The following is a 24,663-nucleotide window of genomic DNA, read 5'->3' on the forward strand; positions in this document are numbered from 1 at the left end:
TCGCCCGGCTCCCTTCGCTTGTTCCAGTGCAAAGGTTTTTCTTGCGGCGCTTCTGCTTACAGCGCTTCGAAGATGCCCGCAGCACCCATGCCGGTACCAATGCACATCGTCACCAGGCCGTACTTCTGCTGGCGGCGGCGCATCCCGTGCAGGATCGTCGCGGTGCGGACCGCTCCGGTCGCGCCCAGCGGATGACCCAGCGCGATCGCTCCGCCCAGTGGATTGACCTTGGCCGGATCCAGCTCGCTGTCGCGGATCACTGCCAGCGCCTGCGCCGCAAACGCCTCGTTCAATTCGATCCAGTCGATCTGGTCCTTGGTCAGGCCGGCCTGCTTGAGCGCCTTGGGAATCGCGGCGATCGGGCCGATGCCCATCACCTCCGGCCGCACTCCGGCAACGGAGAAGCTGACGAAACGGGCCAGCGGCGTCAGGCCGTAATCCTTGATGGCCTGGGCCGAGGCGAGCAGGATCGCGCCGGCGCCGTCGGACATCTGCGAGCTGTTGCCCGCGGTTACCGTGCCGCCGAACTGTCCGTTGCGGAAAACGGGCCGCAACTTGGCCAGGCCTTCGATTGTGGAGCCCACTCGCGGGCCCTCATCGGTGTCAACCAGCGTGCGCTTCTCGCGGATGCTGTCGCGCTCAAGGTCGGGCAGCTGCGAGATGACCTCCAGCGGGCTGATCTCGTCGCGGAACTCACCGGCTTGGATCGCCGCCAGCGCCTTCAGATGGGACTCCAGCGCGAACGCGTCCTGGTCCTCGCGGCTGACCTTCCACTCTTCGGCGACCTTCTCGGCGGTGATGCCCATGCCGTACGCGATGTTGACGTGGTCGTCCTTGAACACGTTGGGCGAGAGCGCGACCTTGTTGCCCATCATCGGCACCATCGTCATCGACTCGGTGCCGCCGGCGAGCATCAGGTCGGCGTTGCCCAGACGGATCTGGTCGGCCGCCAGCGCCACCGCCTGCAGGCCGGAGGAGCAGAAGCGGTTGATGGTCTGGGCGGCAACGGTCTCGGGCAGGCCTGCCAGCAGCACGCCGATGCGTGCCACGTTCATTCCCTGCTCGCCCTCGGGCATCGCGCAGCCGATGATCGCGTCATCGATGCGGTTCACGTCGATTCCCGGTGCCTGGGCAATGACGGCCTTGAGCACGTGGGCGAGCATGTCGTCGGGTCGGGTATTGCGGAACGCGCCGCGGGCCTTGGCAACCGGCGTGCGGGTGGCGGCGACGATGTAGGCGTCTTGTACTTGCTTGGTCATGGTGTTGTCCTCGTCGTCACTCAGTTGCGCAGGGGTTTGCCGGTCTTGAGCATGTGGGCCACGCGGGCCTGGGTCTTGGGCATCTGCGCCAGCTCGACAAAATGTTCGCGTTCCAGCTTCAGCAGCCACTCCTCGTCGACCAGCGAACCGCGGTCGACTTCGCCGCCGCACATAACGGTCGCGATGCGGCTGGCGATCTCGTAATCGTGTTCAGAGATGAACCGGCCCTCGAGCATGTTCACCAGCAGCATCTTGAAGGTCGCTATGCCGACGTCTCCTGCCACCTGGATCCGGCGAGCAGGCAGGGGTGGGCGGTAGCCGGATTCCGCCAGCGCGCGGGCCTGGGCCTTGGCGACGTGGAGCAGTTCGAAGGCATTGAAAACGACCACGTCGTCTTCCCGCGCCAGCTGCAGTGATTTGGCCTCCATGGCCGAGGTCGCGACCTTGGCCATGGCGATGGTCTCGAACACGTTCTTCAGCTCGGCGAAGACATCGCCGTTGGGCCCGGCCGCATCGGATGCGCGCACCGCGAGCTCCTTCAGTCCGCCTCCGGCGGGCAGCAGACCGACGCCTGCCTCCACCAGCCCGACATAGCTCTCCAGCCCGAACACGGTGCGTGCAGCGTGCATCTGGAACTCAGCGCCGCCGCCCAGCGCCAGACCGCGCACGGCGGCGACCACCGGCACCAGCGAGTACTTGATCCGCTGGCTGGTGCGCTGGAAGTTGGCGACCATCGACTCGAAGCCCTTGATGTCGTTGGCCTGCAGCAATCCCAGCGCTCCTGAGAGGTCCGCGCCGGCAGAGAAGGGCTCCTTGGCCTGCCAGATGACCAGCCCCGAGAACTCCTTCTCGGCGCGGGAAATCGCTTCCTGCAGGCCATCGAGCACCTGGTCGGAGACGGTATTCATCTTGGTCTTGAAGCCGACCACGGCGATGTCGTCGCCTTCATCGGCCCACATGCGCACGCCGTCGTTCTCGAACACGGTGCGCCCCTGCGAGGGCTTCTCGCCCAGCAGCGCGTCCGGGAACCGCTGCCGCGCATACACCGGGTTGGACGAGCGCGGCACGATCGCGTCTCGGCCGGGGCTGTAGCTGCCATCGGCGACGTGGACGCCCTCGCGGCCGTCAAAGACCCAGTCGGGCAGGGTGGCCGTGCTCATCGCATTGCCGGCCACGATGTCCTCGGCGATCCAGTCGGCCACCTGCTTCCAGCCCGCTGCCTGCCAGCTCTCGAACGGACCGACCGACCAGCCATAACCCCAGCGCATCGCGAGATCCACGTCGCGCGCGGTCTGCGCGATGTCCTTGAGGTGGAACGCGCTGTAGTGGAAGGTGTCGCGGAAACACGCCCAGAGGAATCTGGCCTGCGGGTGCTCGCTCGCGCGCAGGGCGGCGAACTTCGTCGCCGGATCGCGTTCCTTGAGCAGTGCGGCGACCTCAGGATCCAAGTCCGGAGCGGAGGGACGGTAGTCCTGCGTTTCCAGGTCGAGCACCAGGATGTCCTTGCCCTTGCGGGTGTAGAACCCGGTGCCGGTCTTGGCACCCAGAGCGCCCTTCTCCACCAGCGCCGCGAGCCATTTCGGCGCCTTGAAGTACTTGTGCCAAGGGTCATCGGGCAGGGTGTCGGCCATCGTCTTGATGACGTGCATCATGGTGTCCAGCCCGACCACATCGGCCGTGCGGTAGGTCGCCGACTTGGGGCGCCCGATGGCGGGACCGGTCAGCGCATCCACCGTGTCGAAGCCAAGCCCGAGCTGCTCGGTGTGGTGCATCGCCGTCAGCATCGAGAACACGCCGACGCGGTTGCCGATGAAGTTCGGCGTGTCCTTGGCGATCACCACGCCCTTGCCCAGGGTGGTGGTCAGGAAGGTTTCCAGCGACTCGAGCACGCCTGCGTCGGTCGTGCGGGCCGGAATCAGTTCCGCCAGGTGCATGTAGCGCGGCGGATTGAAGAAATGCACACCGCAGAAACGGTGACGCAACTGCTCGGGCAATACTTCTGCCAGCTTGCTGATGCCCAGACCGGACGTGTTGCTGGCCAGTACGGCGTGATCCGCGACGTGGGGTGCGATCTTGCGATACAGGTCCTGCTTCCAGTCCATGCGCTCGGCGATCGCTTCGATGATCAGGTCGCAGTCGGCGAGCTGCTCCAGGCCGGTCTCGTAATTGGCCGCAGTGATACGGCCGGCGAGACGCTTGTCCGCCAGCGGAGCGGGGCTGAGCTTGGCGAGGTTGGCGATCGCCTTGTCCACGATGCCGTTGGGGTTTCCTTCCTTGGCCGGCAAGTCGAACAGCACCGTGTCGACGCCGGCATTGGTCAGGTGCGCAGCAATCTGAGCGCCCATGACGCCTGCGCCCAGAACGGCCGCACGCCGGACAAGTAGTTTATTAGACATTACTTGTAACTCCTTGATTGGATTGTCTTATGTCAACTATCAGTTCTTGAATCCGGCCGCGGCGAAGCGGATGAGTTCGCGCGCCGCCCGTTCCGCATGCGCCTTTTCCTGCACCCCGCCGGGGCGCTTGATCAGGCCGAAATCAGCCATCGCGTAGGTCAATGCGCCGGCGAGGAAGTCCAGACGCCAGTACAGCTCCTCCTTGCTCAGGCCCGGCAGGCAGTCACCGATGGCACGCGCAAAATCGCGCAGCACGTGCCCGTAGCGTTCGGAAAGGAACGTGCGCAGGCCATCGTTCTTTTCCGCGTAGGCGCGGGCGATGACGCGCACGAAAGCGGCGCCGCCCTGGCGATGCAGCGCGACCGCGAGCGCCGGCTCGATAAAGGCGGCAAGGATCGGCTCCAGATCGCCAGGATGCTGGTCCAGGGCGGCTTTCAGCGCCGCCAGGCGCTGCGCGCTCATCTCGTCCATGCGTCGCCGGAACACCTCGTTGACGAGGTTTTCCTTGCTGCCGAAGTGGTAGTTCACCGCCGCGATGTTGACGTCGGCGCGCCCGGTGACCTGGCGCAGCGATGTGCCCGAAAAGCCGTGCTGGGCGAACAGCTCCTCCGCCGCAGTCAGGATGCGGTCCTTGGTGGAGAACTGGGTGTTGGTAGACATGGCGGCATCCTGAACCAGCGCGACCAGCACGGTTGCGCAAAGATGAATCAAACGCTTGTTTGGATGCTAGGCGCCAGGGCCGCTGCCGTCAAATTCAACCCAGATGCGTGCATTGCGCACGCGGATTTCCGGTAGAATCCGTGGCAGCCATTACGGCCAAACCCGCGTCAGTACGCGGGTTTTCCTGTTATCCTTTGGCGCGTATCCCTGACATACGGGGTGCCGCCCGCCCAACCGGAGATTTTCCATGGCGCTGGAGCGTACCCTTTCCATCATCAAGCCCGACGCAGTTGCCAAGAATGTGATCGGAGAGATCTACAGCCGTTTCGAAAAGGCGGGCCTGAAGGTCGTCGCCTCGAAGATGAAGCAACTTTCGAAGGACGAGGCCGAAGGCTTCTACGCAGTCCACCGCGAACGTCCGTTTTTTGCTGCGCTGGTCGAGTTCATGAGCTCCGGGCCGGTGATGATCCAGGCGCTGGAAGGCGAGGGCGCTGTCCTCAAGCACCGCGACCTGATGGGCGCCACCAACCCGAAGGACGCCGCACCGGGCACCATCCGTGCCGACTTCGCCGACAGCATCGACGCCAATGCGGTGCACGGATCGGACAGCCTGGAGAACGCCGCGATCGAGATCGCCTATTTCTTCCCGGCCACCGACGTCTACTCGCGCTGACCATCCACTCCCGGCCGCCGGGAACGCAACACGCAATCGCAGTACCCATGCCATGACCGCCAACCGCGACAACACCATCGACATCCAGCTGACCGCTTCGCCTGTGGCGGAAGGCCAGGCTGTGACCGGTGCCGCCGCGGATACGACATCACAGGCACTTCCGGGAGCAGCAAGCGCTGCTCCCCGGAAGAACATCTTCGACCTGGACCGCACGCAGCTGGAGGACTTCTTCGAAGGCGTGCTGGGCGAAAAGCGTTACCGCGCCCACCAGGTCATGAAGTGGATCCATCATCGCTACGTCACCGACTTCGACGAGATGACGGACCTCGGCAAGGCGTTGCGGGCCAAGCTGCACGAGCACGCTGAAGTTCGCGCGCCCATCGTGCTGACCGAGAAGCCGTCCGTGGACGGCACCCACAAGTGGTTGATCGGGATGGACCCGAAGAACGCCATCGAGGCGGTCTTCATCCCCGAGAAGGGGCGCGGCACGCTCTGCGTGTCCAGCCAGGTGGGCTGCGCGCTGAACTGCTCCTTCTGCTCCACCGGCACCCAGGGCTTCAACCGCAACCTCACCACCGCCGAGATCATCGGCCAGGTGTGGGTGGTCGCCCGCCACCTGGGCAACATGCCCCACCAGCGCCGCCGCCTCACCAACGTGGTGATGATGGGGATGGGCGAGCCGCTGATGAATTTCGACAACGTGGTCCGTGCGATGAGCATCATGCGCGATGACCTGGGTTACGGGCTCGCCAACAAGCGCGTGACGCTTTCCACCGCCGGCATGGTTCCGATGATCGACAAGCTGGGCGAGCTCAGTGATGTCTCGCTGGCTGTGTCGCTGCACGCGGCCAACGATGAGCTGCGCACCGAGCTGGTGCCGCTGAACAAGAAGTACCCGATCGCCCAGCTGATGGCCGCCTGCGAGCGCTATGTCATGCGCAAGCCGCGCTCGTCCATCACGTTTGAGTACACCCTGATGCGCGGCGTCAACGATCAGCCCGAGCATGCGCGTCAGCTCGCGCGCCTGATGAAGCAGTTCGACAATGCGACCCAGATGAAGGATGCGGCCAAGGTCAACCTGATCCCGTTCAACCCGTTCCCGGGCACGCGGTACGAGCGCTCCGACGAGGACGACATCCGCGCGTTCCAGCAGCTGTTGCAGCAGGCCCGCGTACTCACCACCGTGCGTCGCACCCGCGGCGACGACATCGATGCCGCATGCGGCCAGCTCAAGGGGCAGGTCATGGACCGCACGCGCCGTCAGGCAACCTTCCGAAAGATGCTGGCCGAGCAGGAAGCAGGAGATGCCAGTGCCTGAGGGGCTTATGTCCAGTCGCCGTTCGGGGGAAGGGCGTTGGTGGTTATGCTGCTTGCCGTGGTCCTTGCGTCCACGGCCTGCAGCCGCTTGAGCTTCGTCAAGCCCAAGCTCGCCCGCAGCGGCATGGATCGCAAGGCGCCGGAGGTGCGTATGACCCCGGACAGCTACGATTCCCCGGCCGCCAAATCCCGCGTGCTCATCCAGCAGGGGCAGGCGGCATTGTCCCAGGGCGACCTCACGGCTGCTGCGAAAGCCGCGGACCAGGCGCTGCGCATGGCCTCCGACAACGCCTCGGCCCACACCCTGGCGGCCTTGGTGGCGGAGCGGAAGGGCGACTCGGCTGCGGCGGGTAAACACCACCGGCGCGCCGTGGACCTGGAGCCGCGCCAGGGCGGGGTGGCCAACAACTACGGCACGTGGTTGTGCAGCAACGGTCGCGCGCAGGAGTCGCTGGAGTGGTTCGATCGCGCCTTGGCGGATCCGGGCTACCGTACCCCGGCGATCGCGATGGCGAACTCCGGCGCCTGCGCCGCGGATGCGGGGCAGGAGGCGCACGCGCAACGCTACCTGACGGGCGCGTTGGAGCTGGATCCGGAGAATCCCGTCGCGCTGGGCGCGATGGCGGAGCGCATGTTCAAGGCCGGCGACGCGTTTCGCGCCCGTGCGTTTTCGCAGCGACGGCTGGCGGCAGCACCGGCGGACCGGCGTTCGCTCGTGCTTGCATCACAGATTGAGGAAAAGCTGGGCGACAGGGAAGCCGCCAATAGATATGTTCAACGGTTGGGGGCGGAGTTCCCGGCCGTACCGGGTTCCGGAAACGGGGAAATCGGAAAGTGATGGGACAGTCCAACGAAAGGCTGGCGGACGATGCCGGGCGTTGTGGTGCGCGGCTCGCTCGCGCCCGTGAAAGTGCCGGGCTGACGCTCGAGCAGGCTTCCGCACGCCTGAAAATGCCCGTTCGCGTGGTCCGCGCGCTGGAAAACGACGAGTGGCAATCCGAACCGACCGTGTTTGTCCGCGGCCACCTGCGCAGCTACGCCAGGATGCTCGGGGTGGACATCGAGCAGGATCTTGTGAGGTCCGGCGTCAACGAAGTCCGCCCGGCCGAACTGATCAGCCACACCCATACGCCGAAATACCGCTACATGTTCGAGCAGGCGGCGCGACGCGGCATCTATATCGCCATCACCGCCTTTATCGTCGTGCCGGTGTGGTTGGCGACCAAGCCGCACCTGTCCAGCGCGCCGGAAGTGCAATCGCTGGATATACCGTCCTTTGCCACCGGCATGGTTGATTCCCCTCGGCAGGCTGACGCGGCCGTTCAGGAGCGCACGCCGGTCATCGCCTCCATGGCAGCGATCCGCGCGCCGGTCGGTGTCGCCGAGTCCCCGGGGCTTTCGTTGGCGTTCAGCGGTGACAGCTGGCTGCAGGTAACCACCCGCAGTGGCGAGGTGCTGGAGCAGGCCGTCGTCGGCAGTGGCGAGAAGCGCCAGTGGGACGCAAAGGAAGATCTGCGGATCGTGATCGGCAACACCGCTGCGATCGAAGCCCGGCAAAACGGCAAACCGGTGGACCTGGAAGCATTCAGCCGCGCGAACGTCGCCCGCTTTACGCTATCCTCTGACGGTTCACTTGTGCCGAGCAGCGACTGATCAGCCTCGACGGCATCGTCGCCCCAATCCGGCACTTTCCCTTCGGCCCGCAGTGCGGGCCGCTCGTAATCAACGATCCGTCTATCCAGGCGGATCCGGACAGCATGGCGACCCCAGATGGCAATTGACGATCCGCTAGACGAACACGAGCAGAGCGAGCGCGTATTGGCGTGGCTGCGGCAGAACGGTATCGCCCTGGTCGGTGGGATCGTGCTCGGACTCGCCGCGATCGGCGGCTGGAAATGGTGGGGGCACCACCAGCACACCGAAGCGCTGGCGGACGCCGATCGCTACCAGCAGGTGATCAGCGCCATCGAGGCCGGCGATCCCGAGGCCGCTTCACGCATCACGACATTGGACAATGGCGTCTACGCCGAGCTGGCGGGCCTGGAGCTGGCTTCCCGGCAGGTTCGCGCCGGCGACAACGAGAAAGCCATTGCGACCCTGCGGGGGATCAAGCCCGCCGATGAGCGCATGGCGACGATCGTGCATCAGCGCCTGGCCCGTTTACTGGTGGACGCCGGCAAGGGCGAGGAGGCGATCGGACTGCTTGAAGGCGCCGATACCGCCATGGCCCTGGAAGTGCGCGGGGATGCGGAATATGCGCTGGGCAAGACCGACGACGCGCGCTCAGCCTATATGCAGGCGCTGACCCGGATGGATGTCGCGTCGCCTCGCCGCAAGCTGCTGGAACTCAAATTGATGGAGGTCGGCGGCAAGCCCGACGACTCCGAGGTGCGCTCCTGATGAATGCCGTATCGAACCTTTCGAACGCCCGTCTTCCTGCACGCCAAATGGCGCTGCGTGTTTCCGTCGTGATGCTGTGCGCCACTGCCCTGGTCGGCTGCAGCACCATGAAGGGCTGGTTCAGCAGCGACAAGAAGAAGGCCGCAGCGCCGGCGGCACTGGTCGACTTCCAGCCGTCCGCTCAGCCATCGCGTATCTGGTCCGCCAACGTGGGCAAGGGTGAGGGCAAGATCGGCGCACGCCAGGGGCCGGCCATTGCCGACGGCAGGGTGTATGCCGCAGCCGTGAAGGGTGGCGTGCACGCTTACGACCTGCAGACTGGCGCGAAGCTGTGGAACTACCCCAGCAAGTTGCTCCTGACCGGCGGCCCCGGCGTGGGCGAGGGCGTGGTGGCAGTGGGCAGCCTGGACGGTGATGTGGTCGCGCTGGACGCGGACACCGGCAGCGAGAAATGGACGGCCAAACTTGGCAATGAAATCATCGCCGCACCGGCGGTCGGCATGGGCATGGTCTTCGTGCGCTCCAACGACGGACGCGTCACCGCGTTCGACGCGGCCAGTGGCGAGCGTCGCTGGTTCTGGAACCAGGACGTGCCGATGCTGTCGGTACGCGGCAACGACACGCCGGTTCTGGGTCCGGGCTATCTTTTCGTCGGCAACGATGATGGCACCGTGGTCGCGCTGTCGGCCAACGACGGCCGTCCGCTGTGGGAAGAGAGCGTGGCGCAACAGGAAGGACGCACCGAACTCTCCCGCATGGCCGACGTGGATGGCGCGCCGGTGCTCGACGGCACCACCCTGTACGCCACCAGCTACAAGGGCAAGACCATCGCCATCGATGCGCCCAGTGGCCAGCCGATGTGGATCTCCGATCACGGCGGTCCGGGCCGGATCGGCGTTGGGCCCAACGTGCTGGTCGTCTCCGAAGCTGCCGACAATGTGGTCGGCCTGTACAAGTCCGGCGGCAGTGCGATGTGGACGCAGCCCGCGATGACCCGCCGCAACCTCACGGCACCGGCCATCCAGGGCGACTACGCGGTCGTTGGCGACCTGGACGGGTACCTGCACTGGCTTTCGCTGGATACCGGTGAATTCGCCGCGCGTTCGCGAGTCGGTCGCGACCGGCTGCTCTCGGCGCCGCGCGTGGCGGACGGCATCCTGGTGGTGCAGGACGTTGGCGGCAAGCTGAGCGCGTACCGGCTGGGACAGTGATCATCACGTTTTTCCATCCCGACCGGATCCGCCAATGCTGCCGCTAGTCGCCCTTGTGGGCCGCCCCAATGTCGGCAAGTCGACCCTGTTCAATGCGCTCACCCGCACCCGCGACGCCCTCGTCCATGACCAGCCCGGCGTTACCCGGGACCGAAACTACGGCCTGTGCCGGCCGGAAGGTCAGCGTGAATTCGCGGTCGTCGACACCGGCGGCATTGGCGGTGAGGACGAGGGCATCGCCGGCGCGACCACGCGCCAGGCGCGTGCCGCGGCTGCCGAAGCCGATCTGGTGCTGTTCATCGTGGATGGGCGGCAGGGCGCGTCGCGCCTGGACGACGACATCCTCGCCTGGCTGCGCAAAACCGCGCGTCCGACCTACCTGGTGGTCAACAAGACCGACGGGCTGGATACGCACGCCGCGCTGAGCGAGTTCGCCCATTACGGTTTCACCGATGTCATCGGCATCTCCTCGGCCCATCGTCAGGGCATCGATGACCTGATTGACGTGATCCTGGAGCGCTTGCCCGAGCTGGGCGATTCCGCGCAGCTGGACAACGATCCTTCGCGGATCAAGGTGGCCTTCATCGGCCGTCCCAACGTCGGCAAGTCGACCCTGGTCAACCGCCTGCTGGGCGAGGAGCGGATGATCGCCTCCGAAGTTGCCGGCACCACCCGCGACGCGGTCGCCGTGGACATGGAGCGCGATGGGCGTCTGTACCGTCTGGTGGACACGGCTGGCCTGCGCCGCAAATCCCGCGTGGACGAGGTCGTGGAGAAGTTCTCCATCATCAAGACACTGCATGCGATCGAGCAGTGCCAGGTGGCGGTGGTGATGCTGGATGCCAATGAAGGCGTGACCGACCAGGACGCCAGCGTGCTGGGCTATGCGCTGGACGCGGGACGCGCGCTGGTGATCGCGGTCAACAAGTGGGACGGGCTCAGCGAATACCAGCGCCAGCAGAACGAATCGCTGTTGGCGCGCAAGCTGACCTTCGTTGACTGGGCCGAGCGGGTGCGCATCAGCGCGACCCACGGCTCCGGGCTGCGCGAGTTGTTCGCGGCGGTGCATCGCGCGCACGCCTCGGCGACCCGCGAGTTCAGCACCAGTGAGGTGACCCAGGCCATGGAAGCGGCGTATGAGGCCAACCCGCCGCCGGTGATCCGCAACCATGTCGCCAAGCTGCGCTACGCGCACCCTGCGGCCAGCAATCCACCGACCTTCGTGATCCACGGCACGCGCCTGAAGACACTGTCCGACAGCTACAAGCGCTATCTGGAGAATTTCTTCCGCAAGCGTTTCAAGCTGGTTGGAACGCCGGTGCGCTTCGTCTTCAAGGACAGCGTCAATCCGTACGAAGGCAAGAAGAACGTGCTCAGCGAGAAGCAGGTGGCCAAGCGGCGCCGTCTGATCCGCCACGTGAAGCGCGGCTGAGCCACGCAAAAAAATCCCCTCGCAAGGAGGGGATTGGATTGACGCGAATATCGGATCCGGTTTCAGCTGGGCTGCTCGTCCCGTAGCTCGCGGCGCAGGATCTTGCCGACGTTCGACTTGGGCAGCTCGCTGCGGAACTCGACGACCTTGGGTCGCTTGTAGCCCGTCAGGTTCTCCCGCGCGAACGCGCTCACCTGCTCGGCGGTCAATGACGGGTCCTTTTTCACCACGACCACCTTGACCACTTCGCCGGAGTGCTCATCGTCCATGCCGATGGCGGCAACCTCCAGCACGCCGGGCATCATGGCGATGACGTCCTCGACCTCGTTGGGGTACACGTTGAAGCCCGAGACCAGGATCATGTCCTTCTTCCGGTCCACGACGTAGAAGAACCCGTTCGCGTCCATCCGGGCGATGTCGCCGGTGTGCAGCCAGCCGTCGGCATCCATCACGTCGGCGGTTTCCCTGGGCAGCTGCCAGTAACCCTTCATTACCTGCGGACCCTTCAGGCACAGCTCGCCAACCTCGCCGACGGGAAGCATGTTGCCGTCCTCATCCTTGATGCACGCATCCGTGGACGGAATGGGCAGGCCGATGGCCCCGTTGTACTCGGCAAGGTCCATCGGGTTGATGCACGCGGCCGGTGCGGTTTCGGTCAGGCCGTACGCCTCGATCAAGGTACAGCCGGTGGTCTTCTTCCAGCGCTCGGCGACAGACCGCTGGACCGCCATGCCGCCGCCCAGCGTGAGGCGCAGCTTGGAGAAATCGACCTCATCGAAACCGGGCGTATTCAGCAGGCCGTTGAACAGCGTGTTGACGCCGGTGATGGCGGTGAACGGGACCTTCTTGAGCTCCTTGACGAAGCCGGGCATGTCGCGCGGGTTGGTGATCATGTGGTTCAAGCCACCGAACTTCATGAAGACCAGGCCGTTCGCCGTCAAAGCAAAGATATGGTAAAGCGGCAGCGCGGTGATGATGATTTCCTGGCCCAGCGTGACGTTGGTGCCCACCCAGGCCGAGGCCTGCTGCATGTTGGCGACCATGTTGCGGTGGGTGAGCATCGCGCCCTTGGCCACGCCGGTGGTACCGCCGGTGTACTGCAGGAAGGCGATGTCCTCGGGGCCGACATCGATATCAGGCAGCGAGTGCCTGGACCCGAGCTTGAGGGTTTCATTGAAACGCACCGCGCCGTGGATACGGTATTCCGGCACCATTTTCTTGATGTACTTGAGCACGAAGTTCATCACCGAGCCCTTGACCCCGAGCATGTCGCCCAGGCCGGTGGTGATGACGTGCTGCACGCTGGTATCGGGCAGCACCTCCGCGGCGGTGTCGCCGAAGTTGTCCAGCACCAGCAGCACCTTGGCCCCGGAATCGACCAGCTGGTGGCGCAGCTCGCGGGCGGTGTACATCGGATTGGTGTTGACCACCGTGAGGCCGGCGCGCAGCACGCCGAACGTGGCCACCGGGTACTGCAGGCAGTTGGGCATCATGATCGCCACGCGATCACCCTTGCGCAGCCTGAGCGCGCCCAGCAGGTAGGCCGCGAACTGCGCGCTGAGGGTGTCGATCTCGGCGTAGGTCAGGGTCTTGCCGAAGTTCGCAAACGCGGGACGGTCGCGGAAACTGGCAATCGCAGTCTCCATGACCGCGACGATCGAGCTGTACTCGTCCGGATCGATCTGGGCAGGCACGCCCGCCGGGTAATGGTCGAGCCATGGACGTTCAACACTCATCGCGATCCCCTTGATAACTGTGGTGCGTGCGCGACCGGTGGTTCGGATCCGCGACGGCGCATGGTCGCAAAGATTGGAGCATAGGGCCCGAAGGGTGGCAAGACGACGGACGACGGTTTGCGGTCAGCTCTCATTCCTTGCGCCGGGCGGAACCGCATCACCCCTCGCGGTCCTGGCGACGATGCTGGTCGCTGCAAGGTCGGCCGTGACGTTGCCCAGCGTCGCGAAAACGTCGGGAATCGTGTCCACTGCTAACAGCAATCCCAGCGGCGCGACGGGAAGCCCCATCGCCTGGGCGACCGGCAGGTTGGTGGCCATGTAGCTGACCTGGCCCGGCAGTCCGACGGAACCCAGGCTGATCACCACCGCGAGCGCGCATCCGGCCGCCAGTTGGGCAACGCCGAGGTCGATTCCATAAGCCCAGGCGATGAAGGCGGCCGCACTGAGGTATTGCACGGGGCTGGTGATGCGGAACAACGTCACCGCCATGGGCAGCACCAGTCCGGAAATCTGCCGCGGGTAGCGCAGTCGGTCGTTGGCGACCTCAAGCATCGCCGGCAGCGACGCCAGGGACGACTGGGTGCTGGCCGCGACCACCTGGGCGGGGGCAATCGCCGCGGCAAAGCGCCGGATCGACTCGCCGCCCCACACGACCGCCACCAGCACCATCGCCACCGTGACGGTGAGGTAGAGCAGGCATTGCAGCGCGATATAGATGCCCAGCGCGCTGAGCATGCTCAATCCGGCGCGGGCGGTAACGGTCAGGATGAGCGCGAACACGCCAACCGGGGCCGCCCACAGCACCCAACGCACGATCATGATCATCGCGTCGGCCAGTGCCTGGAAGAACTCGACCATCAGCGCGCGCCGCGGCGCTTCGATCCGGGTCAGCGCGAATCCGAAGAACAGCGCGAAGACGACCAGCGGCAGCATGGCGCCGCTCGCCGCGGCCTCCACGGCGTTGCTGGGGACGATGCCGGTAACCCATTGCGACCAGCCCGCCGGAGCGGGCAGGGCGGCGGTCTCGCTCGCGCCTCCGCCCAGCGCAACGGCAAGGCCCGGATCGTGGGGCAGCAGCGACAGCAGCGCCGGTGCGGCGATCGCGGTGAACACCGCCGCCAGGGCGAGCAGCGCGATGAATACCAGGATGGCGTTGCGGGCGATCCGTCCCGAAGAGGCCGCATCGGCTGCGGTACTGACGCCGACCACGACCAGGGCCAGCACCAGCGGCACCACGGTCATCTGCAGCGCGTTCAACCACAACCGGCCAAACGGGTGGACGACGTCGGCGACGCGCGTCGCGATGTCCGGGTCCATCCAGGCCAGGCCCAGGCCGATCAGCGCGCCAAGTGCCAGCGCAAGCAGAACACGTGAGGTGCCGCTCACAGCCCCGGGCTCCGCGTGGCGAGGGTGACCACCTCAATGGCAGACGCGCAGGAACGGTGGTGAAACACGGCAGGTCGTTGCATGGACGGGCTCGCGACAGGCGCCGGCGACCGCGCAGCGCGGCCGGCGTGGGATGGGAAGAGAACAGGATCTGCGGCTGCGATCAAGGTTCGAGCATCGGTTGCAGGCGTTCAAGGTTCTCACGCAGTTGCTGATCGCGTCCGCCCTCGCAAAGGCGGACGAACACCCGATCCATCAGGTGCTGCGCGGCCGCCTGGTAAAGCAGCGGCTGGATATGCACCTCCTCGTCGTGGGCCGATACCAACAGGGCAATGTCGGCATACGCACGCAGCGGGTTGGAAGTGTGGCGGGTGACGGATACGACCGTGCCACCGCGCTCGCGGAAGCAGCGCGCGATGTAGCAAAGCGGCGGCGGCTTTCCGTGCTCGGAGAACACCATCAGCACGTCGCCCGTGCAGGCAGCGCTGACGCTGGCCGCCATGTGCGCGGGATCGAAGTTGTGCACGGTCAGGATGCCCAGCAACGACAGCCGCAGGGCGAGCGCGCGCGCGCGGATATCGTCATCGCCCAGGCCGATCAGGAAGACCTTGCCGCCTTCGCCGGCGAGGGTGATCGCGGCCGCGACCGCGGCGATGGTGCCGGGCGGATTGATCGACCGCGTTTCCTCCTCGGCCGCGGATTTGCGTCGCCACAGCTCCGCCGCCATGGCGTCGGCGGGATGCTCCGGCGCACTGGTGGCCGGCGGCTCGTCGCCATTGTCGGCGCGCGCGATGTCCTCTCCCACCGAGTACTTGAGGTCCGGATAGCCCTTGAAGCCCAGCTTCTGGCAGAACTTCACCACGCTGGACTGGCTGACGCCCAACGCGTTGGCCAGCTGCTGCGAGGAGTAGTCGCGCAGCAGGTTGGCGTTGTCGAGCACGAAGTCGGCGATGCGCCGCTCGATCGCCGACATCTGATCGCGCCGCGAGCGGATGGTCAGCAGGGCCGACATTTCAGGCGGCGGCGTTGCAGTTGCTGATCGGCTCCAGACCGCGGATCTCGCGGATGCCGAGCCCCGGCGCATCGGTGATCGAGATCTCCGACTCGTTGAAGATCACCCCGCCTTCGACCGGGTTGTAGGCGCACAGCGAGGGCCCGTCCAGGTCGACCTTGGTGATCACGTCGGACTTGGCCACTGCCAGGTGGACTGCCGCGGCGACGCTGATGCTGGTTTCGAGCATGCAGCCGATCATGCACTCGACCTGGTGCATCGCGGCGATGTCGGCGATACGCACCGCGTTGGAGATGCCGCCGGTCTTCATCAGCTTGATGTTGATGATGTCGGCGGCGCGCATGTGGATGAGCTTGATCACCTCCATCGGGCCGAACACGCTTTCATCGGCCATGATCGGGGTATGCACGCGCTCGGTCACGTAGCGCATGCCTTCCAGGTCGCGGGCGCGGACTGGCTGCTCCACCAGCTCCAGCCGGACGCCCGCATCCTCCAGGCCGCGGATGGCGTACACCGCCTCCTTGGCACTCCAGCCCTGGTTGGCATCCAGGCGCAGCAGGGCGCGGTTCTCCACCGCCGCGTAGATCGCCTTGACCCGCTCGATGTCGACCCCGATGTCCTTGCCGACCTTGATCTTCAGCGAGTCAAAACCCCGGTCGACGGCGCTGATCGAGTCGGCGACCATCTTGTCGATGGTGTCCACGCTGATGGTGATGTCGGTGGTGACGAGTGGATCGCCGCCGCCGAGCATCTTGTAAAGCGGCGCACCATAGAGCTGCCCGAACAGGTCGTAGATGGCGATCTCGACGGCGGCCTTGGCGCTGGAATTCTTCTCCATCGCGGTCTGGATCAGGCGGGTGATGCGGTTGAGGTCGGCGATCTCCTCACCGATCAGCCGCGGGGAGATGTAGTGGCGGATCGCGTCGACGATGGAGCCGTGGGTGTCGCCGGTAATGACCGCGGTCGCTGGCGCCTCGCCGTAGCCGATGTTGCCACTGTCGGTATGGACCATCACAACGATGTCCTCGACCTGATGGACCGTCCGCAGCGCGGTCTTGAACGGGGTTTTCAGCGGCACGCGGAGCATGCCGAATTCAATTCGGGTGATCTTCATTTGTCGCAGGTCCGGTTGCAGTGTGCGTCGTAGGGTCAGTGGCTCGGCAGGCGCAGCTCGCCGTGCGGGCGCACGATGCTGGTCATGCGATCGATGTAGCTCTCGGTCTCGTTGAACATCATCGGTTCCAGCGGGGTCACCACCACGCCGTTGAGCGCCATTGAGACCAGCTCGCCGTCCGCGCCCTTGTAGCGGCCGCCGTGGGTGTCGTGGATGAGGTAGGTCATGCCGCCGTGGTGGCCGATCACCATCATCACGTGGCCGGGGATATAGACCAGGTCGCCGACCTGCAACGCAGCGAGCGCGGCCTTGCGCTTGGCGGAGTCATCGCTGCGCTCGAAGGTGATGTGCTCCAGCGCGGGGCTCACCGCCTGCGCGCTGGTGTTGCGCGGAAGCTCGACGCCCATGCTGCGGTAGATCTCCGAGACGAAACCGCTGCAGTCGCGGGTGCCGTAGGCGTGTCCCCAGCCATAGCGTTCGCCGAGGAACTTGAACCCCTGGTCGACAAGGTTCGCCGGAGTCAACGGCAGGTAATCCGCGGCGCTGTCAGCGCGACGTGGCAGCAGCGCCGGCGACATCGCCAGGCTCCCGTCCTCGTTGCGCACCGGCATCTCCAGCACGTAGGCGGCGTAGGGGTGCTGGCCGTTGACCGGCTTGTCGGGGGCGACGTCCGCCAGCGGCAGGCGGATGCCCATGTCGAGCTGCAGCTGCGACACGCGCGGCTCCTCGCGGGTGAACACGGTGTGCTCGACGCCACCGGTGATGATCCGGTAAGGCGATTCGGTGGTGTAACCCAGCACCTGCGCGCGGCTGCCTTCGGCGATGTGGTGCTTGTCCACCCACGCGGCGTAGCGCGGACTGATCACGAACAACCACTCGCCATCAGCGCTTTCGTGCGCAATCACTACCGGCGTTCCGGGGAACAGGGCGCTCTCCTGCAAACGGTCGATGTCGGTATCACCGCGACTGCTGAAGATGCGCATCGTGGTCGGCAGGCCACGCATGTCGGTGCGGTGCACCACCAGTCCGTAGCGGGTCGCCTGATCGGCGGGGACGGCGTCCACGGCGGTGTTGGCGAACATCGCGTCGATCGCGGCTACCGCTACTTCATTTCCCTCCAGATCCCAGCGCGGCGTGGTGGGGCGCGACGATGCGCCTTCCAGCCATTTGCGGACCTGCCTGCGATCAAGGCGGGCAGGGAGCTTGCGGAGGTCGTGCATCGAAGGGTCCAGCTCAAACAGGCGCCGGTTCTGGGCCCGGATGGCCGCGGTATCCAGCAGGACCTGGTCGGGCGCGGCCATGGCCGCTGTCCAATAGTCCGGCGACAGCATCGCCTCATCGGTGATCCCGACCACGCCGTGCGCCGGAACCTGCGCGGCAACAGGCGCCACGCCGGGCAGGGGGGCCTGCGCGTGCAGCGGCAGGCAAAGCGCGCTGGCCAGCACAAGGCTCGCGGCAAGTACGGTGATACGCATCGATTTCCTCGATCTGAACGGGTGAAGGCGCCGATGTCGCACACGATTTCAGCGCGCGGAATACGTGATTCTTATATCACGCAATTCCAGAATATATTATTGCTTCCGCTCGCAGGCCGTGCTAAACATCGCTTTGGGACACCGGCTAGGGGCAGGCAGTGGTGCATGGGGTTACACCAACGATAGTCATTTGGGATGTTGCCGGGTATCGGCCATCGGGAAGGCCTCTCGTCGAACGCGCGGGGGTCCGGCGGTGAGCTCACCACGCCGTCTGATGCTGGCCGCGCTTGCCCTTTGCTTGGGAATGGGTGCCGCTGTCAATGCCGTCCCGCTCGGCGCCACGGCAGAACCGGACAGCCGCGCAGGCCCGCACGATCCCGACGCGACCGTCGCAGCCATCGTGGCACTGGTTGATGCCGGCCACTTCAGGCAGGCGGAATCCGCGATCGATCTGGCTTTGGCCGCGCGCGGAAACAGCGTGGATGCGCAGCAGCCTGTGCTGTTTGAACGCGAGCGCATGCGTCGCATCCTGATGGACTTCACTCTCGAGCCGGCGGACGTCGAGCAGCAACTGCGGCGCCAGATCCCCGATCTGCGGGCGGCAGAGGTTGATGCCTGGAGCCAGTCCGGTCTGCTCGAGCATCGGCTGATTGATGGCCGCACCCTGTATTTCAAGCGCGCAGTGTCCAACCTGTTCCGCATCAGTCCGGAAGCTGCCGCACGCCGGGCGGTGCAAACGCCATTCCGCGACGGCCCAATGGAGTCGGCCAATGCTCACCACGTCGCGATCGCCGAAACGGCGCTGTCCAGCGGCCAAAGCAGCGTGCTGCCGCAGCGGATCCGCGTCACCCAGTCCCTGACGGTGAACGCCGACGCGGTTCCCGCGGGTGAGCAAGTGCGTGCGTGGATTCCGTTCCCGCGTCAGATTCCCGGCCAGCAGGAGGACATCCGCCTTCTCCAAACCGAGCCGGCCAAGGCCCAGGTCGCGCCGGTTTCCGCGGCCCAACGTACCGTCCGTATGGAAAAGCCGGCGCGCGCCGGAGCGCCGACCGAGTTCAGCGTCCAATACGAAATGACCGTTTACGGTCGATACCACCAGATCGACGGCGATCGCGTCCAGTCGACAGCGGATGACCCCGACCTGGCCGAAAGCCTGGCCGAGCGTCCTCCGCACATCGTTTTCACCCCGGCCTTGCGTGCATTTTCCAGGGACGTCGTGGGCGACGAAACCAACCCGTACCGCATCACGCAGAAGCTGTTCGCCGCGGTCGACCGCATCCCCTGGGCAGGCGCGCGCGAGTATTCGACGATTTCCAACATCAGCGAGCACGCGCTGCGCACCGGCCACGCCGACTGCGGCCAGCAGACCCTGCTGCTGATCACGTTGCTCCGGCTCAATGGGATCCCCGCGCGGTGGCAATCGGGAATGGTCTACTCCGACTCGCAGGTCGGTGGCGCGGATCGTGCCGATTACTGGAACCTCCACGATTGGGGCCAGGTGTATCTGGCGCCCTACGGGTGGGTTCCGATGGACGTGACAACGGGCCGGCTGCCTGGTGCGGTGGACGGGCAGGGCAGAAGTCTTGAGTGGTTCTATCTGGGCGGGCTGGACGCGTACCGGATCGCATTCAATGACGACTTCGGCACACAGTTTCAACCGCCGAAGCGGCATTTCCGTTCCGACAACGTCGACTCGCAGCGCGGCGAAGTGGAGTGGAGCGGAGGAAACCTGTATTTCGATCAATGGACGTACGACTTCAATGCGGAGGTCCTGCGGCCTTAGGGGGCGACTGCAGGGCCTGGATTTTCAATTACCTTTCGGGAGAGGGGACATGCAGCACAAACGATTGCGCAAGAGCGTACTGAGCCTGGCAATGGGCGTCTGTCTGGCGTCCATGGTGCCAAGCCTGGCCATGGCACAAAGCGTTACCGGTGCAGTAGCCGGACGCGCCGAAGCCGGCACGCAGGTCACCATCACCAATACCTCCACCGGCGCATCGCGCACCGGCACGGCGGGCAGGGACGGCAGTTACCGCATCGGTCAACTGCCGCCGGGTGACTACATCCTGAGGTCGGGTTCGGGCGAACCGGTCTCCTTCACGGTGTCGCTGGGCGGCACCACCACCGTGAACCTGACCAATGAAGGCGCGGTCAACCTGGCGGCGATCCAGGTGGTGGGTTCGCGCGTGGTCAACCGCGTCGATGTCCACACTACGGAATCCTCCACGAATATCACCCGCACCGAGCTTGCCAAGTTGCCGGTCGACCAGAGCCTTGCATCGGTCGCGTTGTTGGCTCCGGGCGTGGTCAATTCGGGGGCCAGTTTCGGTGGGCTTTCCTTCGGGGGGTCGTCGGTCGCAGAGAACGTCGCCTACATCAATGGTCTCAACGTCACCGACCCGTATCGACGGCAGGGCTTCTCCTCTGTGCCGTTCGCGTTCTACGAGGAGTTCCAGGTCAAGACCGGCGGCTATTCGGCGGAGTTCGGCCGCAGTACCGGCGGCGTCATCAACGCGGTGACGCGCTCGGGTGGAAACGAGTTCCATGCCGGCGCGGAGGTCACCATGGAGCCTGCTGCCTGGACGTCCTCGAGAAAGGACCGCTATCACCGGGACGGGACGATCGTCGAGCAGGACCGCATGAGCCGCGACGACAGTTCGTTTTCGAAGGCCAACGTGTGGGCATCCGGCGCAATCGTGCAGGACCGGTTGTTCTTCTTCGGCATGTACGAAAAACGCGACAGCAATCCCCGCGACATTGACACCACCGAAGCCTGGTACACCAAGAGCGACAACGACTTCTGGGGCGCGAAGGTTGACTGGCACATCAACGACAACCACCTGTTGGAAGCGCTCGCTTTCTCGGACAAAGCCGACTCCTCGACGAGCAGCTACGATTACGACTGGGACAGCGCGACGCGCGGCGAGAAGCTCGGTGAAAGCTACAGCGGCTCTGGCGGCGACAACTGGTCGCTGACCTACACCGGCCATTTCACCGACAACTTCGTCGCCAAGGCGATGTACGGCGTCAACGAGCGCAGCGCTACCGGTGGCAGCCCATGGGATGCGGGTTGCAGCATCGTCACCCGCACTGGCGGCTACACGGAGGTGTTTGGTCCGGCAACAATGCGCGAGGGTTGCCATCCGAGCAACAGCAGCATCAGCAGTCGTTTTGACAAGCGCGAGGCCACCCGTCTGGACTTCGAGTGGTCGATCGGTGACCACCTGATTCGTTTTGGCGCGGACCAGGAGATCATGGATTCCGATAGCGCCAGGGTGTATCCCGGCGATGGCGTCAGCTACCAGGCGCAGGCTGCGACACCCGGCGGCGTGCTTCCCAACGGCGCAGTAATACCCAATGGGGTCAACAGCATCATCGATGCGCGTCGTTACATCACCGGCGCTCCGGTCTCGACGGAAGCACAGGCTATCTACATCGAGGACAACTGGAACGTCACTCCAGACCTGCTCCTGAATCTCGGGATCCGCGCCGACAAATTCCACAACAAGCTGGCATCGGGTACCAGTTTTGCGAAAGCGGACTTTTCGGACATGATTTCGCCGCGCTTTGGTTTCAGCTGGGACATGCGGGGCGATGGCTCAACCAAGGTCTTCGGCAATGCCGGCCGCTATTACACACCGCTCACCAACAAGCTGACCGATTATTTTGGCGGCGGTACCACGGATGAGCATACCTACTACGTGCTGGACGGCTTCGTCGAGCGGACCGATCCCGTGAATGGCAAGCCCTACCTGTTCCCCAACATCGGTGCGCAGCTGGGCCCTGTGAATACAGAGGGCAACGCCCCGGCCCCGGACAATGTCGACACCGCAGTAGCGCGTGACCTCAAGCAGGTGTACCAGGACGAGTTCATCCTCGGCTTCCAGCAGGCACTCAACAACGCTTGGTCCTATGGCGTCAACGCCACGTATCGTGAGATGACCCGCACGGTCGAAGACGTTCGCATCAACCACGTCGATGGGTGCCCCTGGTACTCCGGCGACTGGCCGATCATCAACCCGGGGGAGAGCACGACGCTGTGGTGCCCGACCACCTCTGACTGGGTGACCTTCGACAACTCCAAGGACGGATACAAGGCGCTGGGGAGCGGCGCGATCATGGGCTACAAGAAGCCCAAGCGCACCTACAAGGCGGTCGAGTTCCAGCTGGACCGGGCATGGGATGACAAATGGGCGTTCAACGCCAGCTATCTGTGGTCGAAGTCGGAGGGCAACATGGAAGGCCCGGTCAATTCCGACACCGGCTACAACGACACCAACCTCGTGCAGCATTACGACCACCCTGCCGTGAACGAACGTTTTGGGGTCCTCTTCAACGATTCACGCCACCAGTTCAAGCTGCGCGGGAGCTACAAGCTCAACGAGATGTGGGGCTTCGGCGCCACGGTATCGGCCCGCTCGGGTGGTCCGATCACGGCGTTTGGCGTGCGTTGGCCCAATGACAACCGAAGCGCCGGTGGTCCAGGCGAGTACAGCGGCGGCGGATCCGGGTGGTTGTGCAACTCCGGCTGCGGTGACTACACGACGCGGGACATGACCTATTCGCCGCGCGGCGCTTTCGGTCGGATGCCCTGGGTAAAGGATGTTGGCCTCAGCGTGACCTGGACCCTGCCCGTTGAGCACATCGACCTGAAGGCTCGCCTGTCGATCTACAACCTGTTCAACAGCCAGACCATGGTCAACGTGCATTCCCGTTACGAAAGCACCCCCGGCAACAAGATGCCGTACTTCGGCGAAGGCACAAACTGGCAGTCGCCGCGTTATGCGCAGCTGGTGGTTACCTACGCCTTCTGATGGGCGGCCCGTTGTCGTGATAGCGGCCAGGCGTCCCGGAGATCATCCGGGGCGCCGAGGCCCGGCAAGGAGTGGCAAAAGTAGTGAGTAATCACGTTTACAAGGCGGCCGCATTAGCGGCCGCGTTTGTTCTGGCCCCGGCCAACGCCCAGATACCACCGGAAACCACTAAGCCGTCTGCCCGGATCACCTCTGCCGTAGATGACGTGGTGGCGCGTTACGACTTGCCCGGCATCGCCGTTGGCGTGGTCGTTGACGGCAAGATCCAGCAGTGGGAAGTACGCGGCGAGACGAGCACAGGCAGCGGCGAGCGGGTGCGTCGCGACACACTGTTCAAGGTCGCGTCCAATACCAAGGCGATGACGGCGGCTTTGCTGGCTCGCCAGGTCGACGCCGGCCTCCTGTCGTGGGACGACCCTGTCGTGAAGCATTTGCCCGGGTTTCGTATGCACGAGGACTGGGTCACCCGCGAAATGCAGGTGCGCGACCTGCTCATCCACAATAGTGGCCTTGGGCCGGGCGCCGGCGATTTGATGCTGTGGCCCGAACCCAACCATTTCACCCGCGCGGACGTGATTGCCGGGCTGAAGCATCTCAAGCCGCGCTGGAGCTTCCGCTCGCGTTACGCCTACGACAACACCCTGTACATCGTGGCCGGCGAGGTCGCCGCTGCCGTTGGCGGAGCCCCGTACGACGTGCTGCTGCGGCGCGAAGTCTTCGAACCGCTGGGAATGGACGGCTGCCGGATCGGTGAATGGCGTGTGGCCGACGCGGGCAGCGTAGCCTCGGCCCATGTGACGCGTGAGGGAAAGTGGGCTGCGAGGCTGGACGGGGAAGTCGTCACCGACATGCCCATGGCGGCCGCAGGCGGGGTGCGCTGCAACCTGGACAGCATGCTTCGTTGGACACAGGCATGGCTTGGGAAAGACGGCAACGGGTCCGGGACCGACTGGCTTTCCACGCAGCAGCGCACGGCCGTGTGGACACCGCACATGCCGATGCCCCTTTTACCCCGAATGCGCGACTGGAATGGCAGCCACTTCTACGCGTATGGCTACGGATGGCGGCTGAGCGACGTGGATGGCACCTCAAAAGTGGCTCACACCGGCACGCTTTCAGGGATGTATTCCGCGGTGACCCTGCTGCCCGAGTTGGGCACGGGATTCGTGATCCTGATCAACGCTGAAGCAGGAGAAGCGCGGACGGTGCTGGAGCAGGTTCTCAGCAAGCACTTCACCGCACCCGGCGAGAAGCGGACGGTCGCCTACTACGCCGACGAACTGGCGCGTGAGCGGTCGGCTCGTCCCTCGCCTCCGGCCGAGGACCCCCCCGGCGCCATCGCAGCGGATGCGCGAGCGTCAGCGTCGCGCTCGGCCGTCGCGCCGGGCGAACTTGCTTCCTGGCTCGGCGAGTACCGCGACCCGTGGTTTGGCGACGTATCGATCTGTGCGTCCGAGTCTGGCGTGCGTTTCCAGTCGGTCAAATCACCGCGGCTGTCGGGGCCGGTGCTCGACGCCGACGGGCGCCTGCTGGTCGACTTCGACACACTGGAGTCGGACGCCGATGCGTGGCTTGATTTTGCCCAGCCATCCGCTGCCGGCGGACCGTATCCCGCCAGCCCGCAACTCACCATGGCCAAGGTCGACCCGGACGCGGACTTCAGCTACGACTACGAAGACCTTCATTTTCAGCGCATCGGCGATTGTGCGGATCGATGAACTTCATCGGCTCGCCAAAAGCGGACACGACGCGCGCGACCAGGAGAGCGGCATGCTCCG

18 protein-coding genes are annotated in these 24,663 nt (G+C 65.1%); 10 read left to right on the top strand and 8 right to left on the bottom strand.

What is annotated here, in order from left to right; genetic code table 11:
* Positions 1-56 precede the first annotated feature (56 nt).
* Genes INQ41_RS06480 through INQ41_RS06490 form a run of 3 tightly spaced genes read right to left on the bottom strand, consistent with a single transcriptional unit; the run spans position 57 to position 4,315 of the window.
* Positions 57-1,259, bottom strand: coding sequence for an acetyl-CoA C-acyltransferase (locus tag INQ41_RS06480; RefSeq protein ID WP_193987075.1), 1,203 nt, complete (start codon positions 1,257-1,259; stop codon positions 57-59).
* Positions 1,260-1,279: 20 nt separating this feature from the next.
* On the bottom strand, positions 1,280-3,655 hold the full coding sequence (locus INQ41_RS06485) for a 3-hydroxyacyl-CoA dehydrogenase/enoyl-CoA hydratase family protein (RefSeq protein ID WP_193987076.1): 2,376 nt from the start codon (positions 3,653-3,655) through the stop codon (positions 1,280-1,282).
* 39 nt (positions 3,656-3,694) lie between these two features.
* Positions 3,695-4,315, bottom strand: coding sequence for a TetR/AcrR family transcriptional regulator (locus INQ41_RS06490; RefSeq protein ID WP_193987077.1), 621 nt, complete (start codon positions 4,313-4,315; stop codon positions 3,695-3,697).
* 247 nt (positions 4,316-4,562) lie between these two features.
* Here INQ41_RS06490 and ndk point away from each other — a divergent pair, with 247 nt between their 5' ends.
* From ndk to der, 7 genes are all read left to right on the top strand, one after another.
* Complete coding sequence (gene ndk / locus INQ41_RS06495) at positions 4,563-4,988, top strand: nucleoside-diphosphate kinase (RefSeq protein ID WP_193987078.1); 426 nt, start codon at positions 4,563-4,565, stop codon at positions 4,986-4,988.
* A 52-nt stretch (positions 4,989-5,040) separates the two neighbouring features.
* Positions 5,041-6,306: a 23S rRNA (adenine(2503)-C(2))-methyltransferase RlmN gene (rlmN, locus tag INQ41_RS06500; RefSeq protein ID WP_193987079.1), complete on the top strand. Its 1,266-nt coding sequence runs from the start codon at positions 5,041-5,043 to the stop codon at positions 6,304-6,306.
* A 45-nt stretch (positions 6,307-6,351) separates the two neighbouring features.
* Positions 6,352-7,143: a type IV pilus biogenesis/stability protein PilW gene (gene pilW / locus INQ41_RS06505; protein ID WP_193987249.1), complete on the top strand. Its 792-nt coding sequence runs from the start codon at positions 6,352-6,354 to the stop codon at positions 7,141-7,143.
* A complete protein-coding gene (locus INQ41_RS06510; protein WP_193987080.1) occupies positions 7,143-7,958 on the top strand; it encodes a helix-turn-helix domain-containing protein in 816 nt (271 codons plus the stop codon). The genes pilW and INQ41_RS06510 overlap by 1 nt, the downstream gene beginning before the upstream one ends.
* 117 nt (positions 7,959-8,075) lie before the next feature.
* A complete protein-coding gene (locus INQ41_RS06515; protein WP_193987081.1) occupies positions 8,076-8,705 on the top strand; it encodes a YfgM family protein in 630 nt (209 codons plus the stop codon).
* A gap of 47 nt (positions 8,706-8,752) precedes the next feature.
* Positions 8,753-9,916: an outer membrane protein assembly factor BamB gene (bamB, locus tag INQ41_RS06520; RefSeq protein WP_193987082.1), complete on the top strand. Its 1,164-nt coding sequence runs from the start codon at positions 8,753-8,755 to the stop codon at positions 9,914-9,916.
* Positions 9,917-9,950: 34 nt separating this feature from the next.
* Positions 9,951-11,348: a ribosome biogenesis GTPase Der gene (gene der, locus INQ41_RS06525; RefSeq protein ID WP_193987083.1), complete on the top strand. Its 1,398-nt coding sequence runs from the start codon at positions 9,951-9,953 to the stop codon at positions 11,346-11,348.
* Between the two features lie 62 nt (positions 11,349-11,410).
* Here der and INQ41_RS06530 read toward each other — a convergent pair whose 3' ends face one another.
* From INQ41_RS06530 to INQ41_RS06550, 5 genes are all read right to left on the bottom strand, one after another.
* Complete coding sequence (locus INQ41_RS06530; RefSeq protein ID WP_193987084.1) at positions 11,411-13,084, bottom strand: long-chain fatty acid--CoA ligase; 1,674 nt, start codon at positions 13,082-13,084, stop codon at positions 11,411-11,413.
* Positions 13,085-13,207: 123 nt separating this feature from the next.
* On the bottom strand, positions 13,208-14,470 hold the full coding sequence (locus tag INQ41_RS06535; RefSeq protein WP_193987085.1) for a dicarboxylate/amino acid:cation symporter: 1,263 nt from the start codon (positions 14,468-14,470) through the stop codon (positions 13,208-13,210).
* Between the two features lie 163 nt (positions 14,471-14,633).
* Positions 14,634-15,482: a MurR/RpiR family transcriptional regulator gene (locus INQ41_RS06540; RefSeq protein WP_193987086.1), complete on the bottom strand. Its 849-nt coding sequence runs from the start codon at positions 15,480-15,482 to the stop codon at positions 14,634-14,636.
* A gap of 1 nt (position 15,483) precedes the next feature.
* Positions 15,484-16,596 carry a dipeptide epimerase gene (locus INQ41_RS06545; protein WP_193987087.1) on the bottom strand — a complete coding sequence of 371 codons (1,113 nt, stop codon included), beginning with the start codon at positions 16,594-16,596 and terminating at the stop codon, positions 15,484-15,486.
* Positions 16,597-16,631: 35 nt separating this feature from the next.
* The gene (locus INQ41_RS06550) at positions 16,632-18,071 is read right to left on the bottom strand and encodes a C40 family peptidase (RefSeq protein WP_193987088.1); all 1,440 of its coding nucleotides are present in this window, start codon (positions 18,069-18,071) and stop codon (positions 16,632-16,634) included.
* A gap of 274 nt (positions 18,072-18,345) precedes the next feature.
* On the opposite strand from INQ41_RS06550, the gene INQ41_RS06555 reads away from it, so the two are divergent.
* The 3 genes from INQ41_RS06555 (at position 18,346) to INQ41_RS06565 (ending at position 24,603) form a co-directional block, all read left to right on the top strand.
* Positions 18,346-19,854 (top strand): transglutaminase-like domain-containing protein, encoded by a 1,509-nt coding sequence (locus tag INQ41_RS06555; protein ID WP_193987089.1) that lies wholly within the window; start codon positions 18,346-18,348, stop codon positions 19,852-19,854.
* Positions 19,855-19,966: 112 nt separating this feature from the next.
* Positions 19,967-22,885, top strand: coding sequence for a TonB-dependent receptor (locus tag INQ41_RS06560; protein WP_228076784.1), 2,919 nt, complete (start codon positions 19,967-19,969; stop codon positions 22,883-22,885).
* An 83-nt stretch (positions 22,886-22,968) separates the two neighbouring features.
* Positions 22,969-24,603: a serine hydrolase gene (locus INQ41_RS06565; protein ID WP_228076739.1), complete on the top strand. Its 1,635-nt coding sequence runs from the start codon at positions 22,969-22,971 to the stop codon at positions 24,601-24,603.
* Positions 24,604-24,663: the final 60 nt, after the last annotated feature.

Source organism: Lysobacter ciconiae (genome assembly GCF_015209725.1).
Taxonomy (GTDB): Bacteria; Pseudomonadota; Gammaproteobacteria; order Xanthomonadales; family Xanthomonadaceae; genus Novilysobacter; species Novilysobacter ciconiae.

Bases quoted from the DNA above. Each gene is read 5' to 3' on its own strand.
- bamB (WP_193987082.1), top strand. From the start codon at position 8,753: ATGGCGCTGCGTGTTTCCGTCGTGATGCTGTGCGCCACTGCCCTGGTC.
- INQ41_RS06545 (WP_193987087.1), bottom strand. From the start codon at position 16,596: ATGAAGATCACCCGAATTGAATTCGGCATGCTCCGCGTGCCGCTGAAA.
- INQ41_RS06555 (WP_193987089.1), top strand. From the start codon at position 18,346: ATGCTGGCCGCGCTTGCCCTTTGCTTGGGAATGGGTGCCGCTGTCAAT.
- der (WP_193987083.1), top strand. From the start codon at position 9,951: ATGCTGCCGCTAGTCGCCCTTGTGGGCCGCCCCAATGTCGGCAAGTCG.
- INQ41_RS06480 (WP_193987075.1), bottom strand. From the start codon at position 1,259: ATGACCAAGCAAGTACAAGACGCCTACATCGTCGCCGCCACCCGCACG.
- rlmN (WP_193987079.1), top strand. From the start codon at position 5,041: ATGACCGCCAACCGCGACAACACCATCGACATCCAGCTGACCGCTTCG.
- INQ41_RS06515 (WP_193987081.1), top strand. From the start codon at position 8,076: ATGGCAATTGACGATCCGCTAGACGAACACGAGCAGAGCGAGCGCGTA.
- INQ41_RS06530 (WP_193987084.1), bottom strand. From the start codon at position 13,084: ATGAGTGTTGAACGTCCATGGCTCGACCATTACCCGGCGGGCGTGCCT.
- INQ41_RS06510 (WP_193987080.1), top strand. From the start codon at position 7,143: ATGGGACAGTCCAACGAAAGGCTGGCGGACGATGCCGGGCGTTGTGGT.
- INQ41_RS06560 (WP_228076784.1), top strand. From the start codon at position 19,967: ATGGTGCCAAGCCTGGCCATGGCACAAAGCGTTACCGGTGCAGTAGCC.
- pilW (WP_193987249.1), top strand. From the start codon at position 6,352: ATGCTGCTTGCCGTGGTCCTTGCGTCCACGGCCTGCAGCCGCTTGAGC.
- INQ41_RS06490 (WP_193987077.1), bottom strand. From the start codon at position 4,315: ATGTCTACCAACACCCAGTTCTCCACCAAGGACCGCATCCTGACTGCG.
- ndk (WP_193987078.1), top strand. From the start codon at position 4,563: ATGGCGCTGGAGCGTACCCTTTCCATCATCAAGCCCGACGCAGTTGCC.
- INQ41_RS06550 (WP_193987088.1), bottom strand. From the start codon at position 18,071: ATGCGTATCACCGTACTTGCCGCGAGCCTTGTGCTGGCCAGCGCGCTT.
- INQ41_RS06540 (WP_193987086.1), bottom strand. From the start codon at position 15,482: ATGTCGGCCCTGCTGACCATCCGCTCGCGGCGCGATCAGATGTCGGCG.
- INQ41_RS06485 (WP_193987076.1), bottom strand. From the start codon at position 3,655: ATGTCTAATAAACTACTTGTCCGGCGTGCGGCCGTTCTGGGCGCAGGC.